Source organism: Agrobacterium sp. NPDC058088 (assembly GCF_042885035.1).
Lineage (GTDB): Bacteria > Pseudomonadota > Alphaproteobacteria > Rhizobiales > Rhizobiaceae > Agrobacterium.
This window is the reverse complement of the sequence record NZ_JBHVSU010000005.1, coordinates 343,803-352,008: the sequence shown is the minus strand read 5'-3', so window position 1 is coordinate 352,008 and position 8,206 is coordinate 343,803. Positions and strand designations below refer to the sequence as shown.

7 protein-coding genes, 1 tRNA gene and 1 riboswitch are annotated in these 8,206 nt (G+C 58.0%); of the genes, 7 read left to right on the top strand and 1 reads right to left on the bottom strand.

Annotated features, from left to right (window positions below; all coding sequences use genetic code 11):
• The first annotated feature begins 11 nt into the window (after window positions 1-11).
• A tRNA-Met gene (locus tag ACFVTJ_RS16785) sits at window positions 12-88 on the top strand.
• A 144-nt stretch (window positions 89-232) separates the two neighbouring features.
• Entirely contained in the window at window positions 233-2,041 is a 1,809-nt protein-coding gene (gene recQ / locus ACFVTJ_RS16780) for a DNA helicase RecQ (RefSeq protein WP_386909216.1), read from the top strand.
• Window positions 2,042-2,088: 47 nt separating this feature from the next.
• Here recQ and ACFVTJ_RS16775 read toward each other — a convergent pair whose 3' ends face one another.
• The gene (locus tag ACFVTJ_RS16775) at window positions 2,089-3,321 is read right to left on the bottom strand and encodes an ROK family transcriptional regulator (RefSeq protein WP_386909214.1); all 1,233 of its coding nucleotides are present in this window, start codon (window positions 3,319-3,321) and stop codon (window positions 2,089-2,091) included.
• 264 nt (window positions 3,322-3,585) lie between these two features.
• Here ACFVTJ_RS16775 and ACFVTJ_RS16770 point away from each other — a divergent pair, with 264 nt between their 5' ends.
• The 5 genes from ACFVTJ_RS16770 to nrdH all read left to right on the top strand — a co-directional run bounded on the left by ACFVTJ_RS16770 (window position 3,586) and on the right by nrdH (window position 8,196).
• The gene (locus tag ACFVTJ_RS16770; RefSeq protein WP_386909213.1) at window positions 3,586-4,608 is read left to right on the top strand and encodes a sugar ABC transporter substrate-binding protein; all 1,023 of its coding nucleotides are present in this window, start codon (window positions 3,586-3,588) and stop codon (window positions 4,606-4,608) included.
• Window positions 4,609-4,831: 223 nt separating this feature from the next.
• The gene (locus ACFVTJ_RS16765; RefSeq protein ID WP_386909211.1) at window positions 4,832-5,914 is read left to right on the top strand and encodes an ABC transporter permease; all 1,083 of its coding nucleotides are present in this window, start codon (window positions 4,832-4,834) and stop codon (window positions 5,912-5,914) included.
• On the top strand, window positions 5,914-6,696 hold the full coding sequence (locus tag ACFVTJ_RS16760) for an ATP-binding cassette domain-containing protein (protein ID WP_080826947.1): 783 nt from the start codon (window positions 5,914-5,916) through the stop codon (window positions 6,694-6,696). The genes ACFVTJ_RS16765 and ACFVTJ_RS16760 overlap by 1 nt, the downstream gene beginning before the upstream one ends.
• Window positions 6,693-7,322 (top strand): nucleoside triphosphate hydrolase, encoded by a 630-nt coding sequence (locus tag ACFVTJ_RS16755; RefSeq protein ID WP_386909209.1) that lies wholly within the window; start codon window positions 6,693-6,695, stop codon window positions 7,320-7,322. The genes ACFVTJ_RS16760 and ACFVTJ_RS16755 overlap by 4 nt, the downstream gene beginning before the upstream one ends.
• 133 nt (window positions 7,323-7,455) lie before the next feature.
• A riboswitch (cobalamin riboswitch) is annotated at window positions 7,456-7,680 on the top strand.
• A 294-nt stretch (window positions 7,681-7,974) separates the two neighbouring features.
• Window positions 7,975-8,196 (top strand): glutaredoxin-like protein NrdH, encoded by a 222-nt coding sequence (gene nrdH, locus ACFVTJ_RS16750; protein WP_046799096.1) that lies wholly within the window; start codon window positions 7,975-7,977, stop codon window positions 8,194-8,196.
• The last annotated feature ends 10 nt before the right edge of the window (window positions 8,197-8,206 follow it).

Sequence of the window (8,206 nt, the reverse complement as noted above, 5' to 3'; positions counted from 1 at the left end):
TGCGCTGGTAACGCGGGGTGGAGCAGCCCGGTAGCTCGTCAGGCTCATAACCTGAAGGCCGCAGGTTCAAATCCTGCCCCCGCAACCAAGTCAAAAAACCCCGCTCGTAAAACAGCGGGGTTTTTGCGTTCTGAAATACGCAACGAAACACAACGCTTAAATACAAGCCGCCGCATTGCCATAAACGCCAAAACCGACATGATGCGCTATCATTCAAGCGCGGAAAAATGACGTGAAAGCCGATCCCTTAAATATCCTCAAGACCGTCTATGGCTATGACGCCTTCCGCGGACGGCAGGGCGAAATCATCAAGCATGTGGTGGCAGGCAACAATGCCTTCGTTCTGATGCCGACGGGCGGCGGGAAGTCGCTGTGTTACCAGATACCTGCGCTTGTCAGAGATGGCATGGGACTCGTTGTCTCGCCGCTGATCGCGCTGATGGTTGATCAGGTTGCCGCCCTGCGTCAGGCCGGCGTCAGAGCCGAAGCTCTGAATTCCGACCTTTCTCCGGAGGAGCGCGGCGCCCTCTGGCGCGATATGCGGGCCGGCAATATCGATATTCTCTACGCCGCGCCGGAAACACTTCTTAAGCCTGATGTCCTTGATGCGCTTCAATCCATCGATCTGTCGCTGATCGCGGTCGATGAGGCCCATTGCCTGTCACAATGGGGGCATGACTTTCGGCCGCCTTATCGCCAGCTCGACATGTTGATCGAGCGTTTTCCAAATACACCGAGGATGGCGCTGACGGCGACGGCTGACGAGCCCACCCGTAACGAGATACTCGGTCATCTGGCGATCGATGAAGCTGATGCCTTCATCGCAGGCTTCGACCGTCCCAACATCCGTTATGCGATCATGGAGAAGGACAATCCCCGCACCCAGCTGAAACGCTTTCTGATCGGTCGGGAGAATGACAGCGGCATCGTTTATTGCCTGTCGAAACGCAAGGTGGATGAGACGGCAGCATGGCTGCGGGAGGAAGGGCGCGACGCGCTCCCCTATCACGCCGGCATGGACAAGGCAGCCCGCGAGGAGAACCAGACCCGCTTTCAACATGGTGAGGCAGTCATCATTGTCGCAACAGTTGCCTTTGGCATGGGCATCGACAAGCCGGATGTGCGTTTTGTGGTGCATATCGATCTGCCGGGAAGCATCGAGGCCTATTATCAGGAAACCGGTCGGGCTGGACGCGATGGCCTGCCGTCCGACGTGCTGATGCTCTATGGTTACGAGGATATTGCCCTGCGCAACCGCTTCATCAAGGAATCGGAAGCTGGGGACCAGCGCAAATATATGGAACGCCAGAAACTCGATGCACTGCTTGGCCTTGCGGAAACCGCGAGCTGCCGGAGGCAGGTCCTGCTCTCCTATTTCGGGGATCGGTGCGAGCCCTGCGGCAATTGCGATACGTGTGCGACGCCGCCGGATCTGTTTGATGGCGCCATTGCCGCGCAGAAGCTGCTCTCCTGCATTTACCGCACCGGAGAACGCTTCGGGCAGGCCTATGTTATCCGCGTGTTGCTGGGCATGGAGGATGAGCGGATTTCGCGGTTCGGGCACGATCGCATCACCACTTACGGTATCGGCAAGGAACACGATAATCGCACCTGGCGCGCCATTCTGCGCCAGCTGGTAGCCTTACGTCTGATCGAGGTTGACCTGTCCGGACATGGTGGATTGTCCATTTCAGAAGACGGGAGACGGTTCCTGCGCGAAAAGCCTTCCCTGATGCTGAGGATACCCTCAGCGCCGCGTGCGGCACGACGGGAGGCATCGCGCAACCCGACATCAACGGCTCTGCCGGAGACGGACCGTGGCCTCTTTGAGGCGCTGCGGGCCAAGCGCATGGAAATTGCCCGCGCGCAGAACGTTCCGCCCTATGTGATCTTTCACGACAAGACCCTCATCGAACTCGCTGCGGCAAGACCGGCCTCCGTAAAAGAGATGGCGAAGATCGCCGGCGTTGGTGAAACCAAGCTGGAGCGATATGGTTCGGCCTTTCTCGACACGATAATGCAGCACGCTGCGGGTGAATGATCGTCAGGAGAGCGAATCAAGAGCCGGATAAGGAAAGCGGCGGAGGTTCAGCCCGTCGTGTCCTTGAACAGAACGTTCTGATCAATGAGATAACGCGAAAACAACGGAAGGCTTGCTCCCCCGATTGCGCGAGCCTGGCTGCCGACCGCACCTTCGACGATCTCCGGCAGTGTAACACCTTGAAGATCGTGATGCTTAAGGGCGAGCCGGGTCGCGGAAACGATTCTCGTTCTGACCCAGTCAGGAAAACCGCCATCGATAATGACGCTGGAAAAATCGATGATGGAGGCGGCGGCGATAACGGCCTGCGCTAGGGCGGCGGCGGTTTTTCGGATCCAGTTTTCCAGCGGTTCGCCGAAATCGATCCACTCGTCTGGAGAGAACCACAGGGGGCGGGGATCAATGCCCCTTTCGCGCAGCATGTTTTCCAGGACGAAGATCGAAGCGATTTTCAGAAGCTGAACCGTATTGCCGTCCTGACCCTGTACCGGCAGCGGGCCGATGGCGCCAGCGGTGCCCGTCTTTCCGGAAAACAGCGCCGAATTCAAAACCACACCACCGCCGATAAACGAGCCAATGAAGACGTAAAGGAAATCCGCATAGTTCTGACCCGCACCGAAAACCAATTCTGCGCCACAGGCGCTTGTGGCATCGTTCTGCAGAAAAACCGGATAGCTGACGCTTTCGGCAATTTCCGAGCGGATATCGACGTCCCGCCACCGCTCCATCTCGATTTGCGGCGCGCCCACTTCCTGGGCCCAGTTCCACAATTCAAACGGAGCGGCGATGCCGACACCGGCAATTTTTTGCCGCTCGGACGCAGAGAGTTTTGATTCGAGTTCGGATATGCCCTCGATGACAAAGGGCAATATCCATTCCGGCATGGGATAGGGATAGGTCTTGCGGAGCTTGAGCCTGATGCGTCCGACGAAGTCCATCAGCACAAGATCGACGCTTCGCCGACCGATCTTGACGCCAAAAGAAAATACGGCATCAGGGTTGAGGCGCATTGGCGTTGATGGCTGCCCCACCTTGCCGCGCAGTCTTTCGCCACGAATAAGAAGCCCGTCCTTCTCAAGCGAACGCATGATGACGGAAACGGTCTGTGCCGAAAGGCCGCAAAGTCTTGATATTTCGGCTTTTGACAGGCCGCCATGACGGCGAACGAGGGACAGCACGAGCCGCTCGTTATAGGCGCGCACGCCGATCTGGTTGGCGCCGCCGCTTATATCCATGGTAGTAGGCGGCGCTTGCGGCGCCGTCTCGACAGATTGTCTCATAATGTCATCCTCCCGCCCGCCATATCCGCCGGGGCCGATATAGGGGGCTTTATGGCAATCTCGCTATCGCAACGTTAAACGACGCGGCAATATTCCTCCTTGCCGCCCGTTAGAATGCCATACGGAATTAATAATTCAATCGGATTTATTTATTGACAGCCGTTTCCTTTGGTGGTTCCATCTGCATCAACGGTCGTCGATCTCGGAGGAGACGGGATCGTCGGGTAACCGTCACGGTACTCAAATATCCATTGGGAGGATCTCATGAAGACCACAGTTTCCGCTCTTCTGGGCGCGCTTGCGCTTGGCGTGTCTTTCGCTTCTGCTGCATCTGCCGCTGATACGTCTGTTTGCCTGATTACCAAGACCGATACCAATCCCTTCTTCGTTAAGATGAAAGAAGGCGCGACCGCCAAGGCGAAAGAACTTGGCGTGACGCTGAAGTCCTATGCCGGCAAGATCGACGGCGATTCCGAAAGCCAGGTCGCCGCGATCGAGACCTGCATTGCCGATGGTGCCAAGGGTATCCTGATCACCGCATCGGACACCAAGGGCATCGTTCCGGCCGTACAGAAGGCGCGTGACGCCGGCCTTCTGGTGATCGCTCTCGATACGCCTCTGGAGCCCGTCGATGCTGCCGATTCCACCTTCGCCACGGACAACCTTCTGGCCGGCGAGCTGATCGGCAAATGGGCCGCCGGCACCCTCGGCGACAAAGCCAAGGACGCAAAGATCGCCTTCCTCAACCTCACCCCCTCCCAGCCGACGGTTGATGTGCTGCGCAACCAGGGCTTCATGAAGGGCTTTGGCATCGACGTGAAGGACATTAACAAGATCGGCGACGAGACAGATCCGCGTATCGTCGGTAACGACGTTACCAACGGCAACGAAGAAGGCGGCCGCGCGGCGATGGAAAATCTGCTGCAGAAGGACCCGACCATCAACGTCGTCCATACCATCAACGAACCTGCGGCTGCCGGCGCTTATGAGGCGCTGAAAGCGGTCGGCCGTGAAAAGGATGTTCTGATCGTTTCCGTCGATGGTGGTTGCCCAGGCGTCAAGAACGTGGCGGAAGGCGTGATCGGCGCGACGTCGCAGCAATATCCGCTGCTGATGGCGGCGCTCGGCGTGGAAGCCGTCAAGAAGTTTGCCGATACAGGCGAAAAGCCGAAGCCAACGGCAGGCAAGAGCTTCGTCGATACCGGCGTGACGCTGGTGACCGACAAGCCGGTTAAGGGTCTTGACTCGATCGATACGAAGGAAGGTCTCAACAAGTGCTGGGGCTGATGCTTCACCGTTGAAACCCGCGGGGGCATTCGTGCCCCCGCCCTTGGACCAGAATGATTTCAGGCACGATCCGGGGGATCGGACAAAGGAACAAACGAGCGCGTTGCGCACCCTGCGGGGATGACGAGGCCGCTTCACAACACTTTGAAATCTACGCATCCTACTCTTTGGAGGCGGCCCCTTGTTTCAGGGCGGTGCGATAGAGCGATCGGGAGGAAAATCCATGAGCGATCAGCCGGTGCGGGCTCAGCCGCATAATGAATTTGAAAAAGTGCTTTCGGGGAGCTCGACGCAAGTCGCCGCTTTCGATACGCACGACAAGAGCGCGCTGGAAAAATTCCAGCACTTTCTCCATTCCAGCCCGGCGGCCGTGCCGCTTATCGTTCTGGTGCTGTCGCTGATTATTTTCGGCCTGCTCCTTGGCGGCAAGTTTTTCTCTGCCTTCTCGCTGACCCTTATCCTGCAGCAGGTCGCGATCGTTGGCATCGTCGGTGCGGCGCAGTCGCTGGTCATCCTGACGGCCGGCATCGATCTGTCGGTTGGTGCGATCATGGTTCTGTCATCCGTCATCATGGGGCAGTTCACCTTCCGCTACGGCCTGCCGGCGGAGCTCTCCATTCTCTGTGGCCTCGCGGTCGGCGCGTTCTGTGGCTTCATAAACGGCGTCCTGGTGTCGCGTATGCGCCTGCCCCCCTTCATTGTTACACTCGGCATGTGGCAGATCGTACTGGCGACCAATTTCCTCTATTCCGCCAATGAGACGATCCGCGCCCAGGATATCGCCCAGCAGGCGCCGATCCTGCAGTTCTTCGGCGCGAATCTTCGCATCGGCAACGCGGTCTTCACCTATGGCGTCATCGCCATGGTTCTGCTTGTTGCCCTGCTCTGGTATGTGCTGAACCGTACGGCCTGGGGCCGTCATCTTTATGCGGTGGGTGATGATCCGGACGCTGCCGAACTTGCCGGCGTCAACGTCAAGCGCATGCTGACCACTGTCTACACGCTGTCCGGCCTCATCTGCGCCTTCGCTGGCTGGGCCCTCATCGGCCGCATCGGCTCGGTTTCGCCGACTGCCGGACAATTCGCCAATATCGAATCCATTACCGCAGTCGTTATCGGCGGCCTGTCACTCTTCGGCGGACGCGGCTCCATCATGGGAATGATCTTCGGGGCCCTGATTGTCGGCGTGTTCTCGCTCGGCCTGAGGCTGATCGGAACCGACCCGCAATGGACCTATCTGTTGATCGGCGTCCTCATCATCATGGCTGTCGCAATCGACCAGTGGATCAGAAAGGTAGCAGGCTGATGGCAAAAGAACCCATTCTCACAGCACGCAATCTCGTCAAGCGCTATGGTCGGGTGACCGCCCTCGACCACGCTGATTTCGATCTTTATCCAGGTGAAATCCTGGCCGTAATCGGTGATAACGGCGCCGGAAAATCCTCGCTCATCAAGGCGATCTCCGGTGCTGTAACACCTGACGAAGGGGAGATCAGGCTGGAAGGCCAGCCGGTGCAGTTCCGCTCGCCGATCGAGGCGCGCAAGGCGGGCATCGAAACCGTCTATCAGAACCTCGCACTCTCGCCGGCACTTTCCATAGCCGACAATATGTTCCTCGGCCGGGAAATCCGTAAACCCGGCATTCAGGGCAGCCTGTTCCGGGCGCTTGATCGCCCGGCCATGGAAAAATTTGCCCGCGAGAAACTCTCCGAACTTGGACTGATGACGATACAGAACATCAATCAGGCAGTGGAAACACTGTCTGGTGGCCAGCGTCAGGGCGTCGCCGTGGCGCGTGCGGCAGCCTTCGGCTCCAAGGTTGTTATCCTCGATGAGCCGACGGCGGCACTTGGTGTCAAGGAAAGCCGCCGCGTGCTGGAGCTTATTCTGGATGTGCGCTCACGCGGTCTGCCGATCGTTCTGATCTCGCACAACATGCCACATGTGTTCGAGGTTGCGGATCGCATCCATATTCACCGGTTGGGCAAGCGCCTCTGCGTCATCAATCCGAAGGACTATTCCATGTCGGATGCCGTCGCCTTCATGACCGGCGCCAAGGAAGCGCCGCAGGAAACGCTCGCCGCATGACGTTGAAGCTTGAGACGATCGTCGAAGACGTGCTTCGACGGGCAGAGGGTCGATCCCGTTTCATCATCGCCATTGCCGGTCCCCCTGGGGCCGGCAAATCCACGTTGGCGGATGCGCTTTGTGATGCTTTGCTCGCGCGGGGCGAAACGGCCGCCGTCCTGCCCATGGATGGCTTCCATATGGACAATGGCATCCTTGAAGAGCGCGGGCTGCTGCCGCGCAAGGGCGCGCCCGAAACATTCGACGTGCGTGGTTTTCTTGATATCGTCTGCGCCGTCCGCAAGGGCGGGCAGGAAGTTCTTGTCCCGGTTTTCGACCGCACCCGCGAAATCGCTATCGCCTCGGCGCGAGCGATTGCGCCTGACACCCGACTGATTCTTGCCGAAGGCAATTATCTGTTGCTCAACGAGGCGCCGTGGACGATGCTTTCCGAGAGTTTCGATCTCACCATTTTCGTCGGGCCATCCGTCGAAGTGCTTGAAGAGAGGCTGCGCAACAGATGGCAGGGTTATGGGCTGGACGCTGCTCAAATCCACGCCAAACTGTTTGAAAACGATCTCCCCAACGGAAAAAGGGTGATCGAAAACGCTCGTCCCGCCGATATCCGCATCGATATCTGGGAATAGATTAGCGTTTTTACCTGCCCGAGCAGTAATCCCAACCTGCCGCTAAGCCCCTGTTAACCATGTGCTGAATCTTTTTGATCCACAGGGTGGGGCTTTTGTGTGTCTATTTATTGACGAGAAAATTTCCTCATATACTATATGTGGTGTTCGAGGTTCTTCCGATTCGCAAGGGTTGGGAGCTAAGACGGGAATTCGGTGCGTAACGCCGTCGTGGTGAAGCAAGGCCGAAACTGCCCCCGCAACTGTAAGCGGCGAGCATCGTTCCGATTTGAGTCACTGGAGCTAAGGGCTCCGGGAAGGCCGGAATAGATGCTGTGACCCGCAAGTCAGGAGACCTGCCTTGAGCGCAAACGTCCACGGGCGGGGTGTCCGGAGGAAGGTGTAGACGCAGATGATTTGCGTGCGCCCTTTTCTGCCCCCTCCAGAACAAGCTTCGGGGTGAAGTCATGCCAGTGCATATTTTTGAGTTGCTACGCTCGTCTGCGTAGGGAGTGATTTTCTGCGGCTTTCAGTAGTTCCAAGAGAACCAGTCGGATTTCCCGAGAAACTCCCAGAGAGCACGCCCCACCTGAATGACAAAACCACCGCCGCCCGATTGCGATTGCAATCGGCAACGCTTTGCCGCGTCCAAAATAGCTTCGAAAGGGAAATTATGACCGTCACCGTTTACAGCAAGCCCGCCTGCGTCCAGTGCACCGCCACCTATCGCGCGCTCGACCGCATCGGCGTACCCTATGAAATCGTCGATATTTCCGAAGATGCTGACGCTCTCGATCATGTCCGTGGTCTCGGTTACATGCAGGTTCCAGTGGTCGTCGCCGGCGAACGCCATTGGGCGGGTTTCCGGCCTGATATGATCGGCGCGATCAGCTGAGGCGGCAGAG

What these genes read in the sequence shown, in the direction of transcription:
- ACFVTJ_RS16775 (WP_386909214.1), bottom strand. Translation starts at nt 3,321, where the DNA reads ATGAGACAATCTGTCGAGACGGCGCCGCAAGCGCCGCCTACTACCATG.
- ACFVTJ_RS16770 (WP_386909213.1), top strand. Translation starts at nt 3,586, where the DNA reads ATGAAGACCACAGTTTCCGCTCTTCTGGGCGCGCTTGCGCTTGGCGTG.
- ACFVTJ_RS16765 (WP_386909211.1), top strand. Translation starts at nt 4,832, where the DNA reads ATGAGCGATCAGCCGGTGCGGGCTCAGCCGCATAATGAATTTGAAAAA.
- ACFVTJ_RS16760 (WP_080826947.1), top strand. Translation starts at nt 5,914, where the DNA reads ATGGCAAAAGAACCCATTCTCACAGCACGCAATCTCGTCAAGCGCTAT.
- ACFVTJ_RS16755 (WP_386909209.1), top strand. Translation starts at nt 6,693, where the DNA reads ATGACGTTGAAGCTTGAGACGATCGTCGAAGACGTGCTTCGACGGGCA.
- nrdH (WP_046799096.1), top strand. Translation starts at nt 7,975, where the DNA reads ATGACCGTCACCGTTTACAGCAAGCCCGCCTGCGTCCAGTGCACCGCC.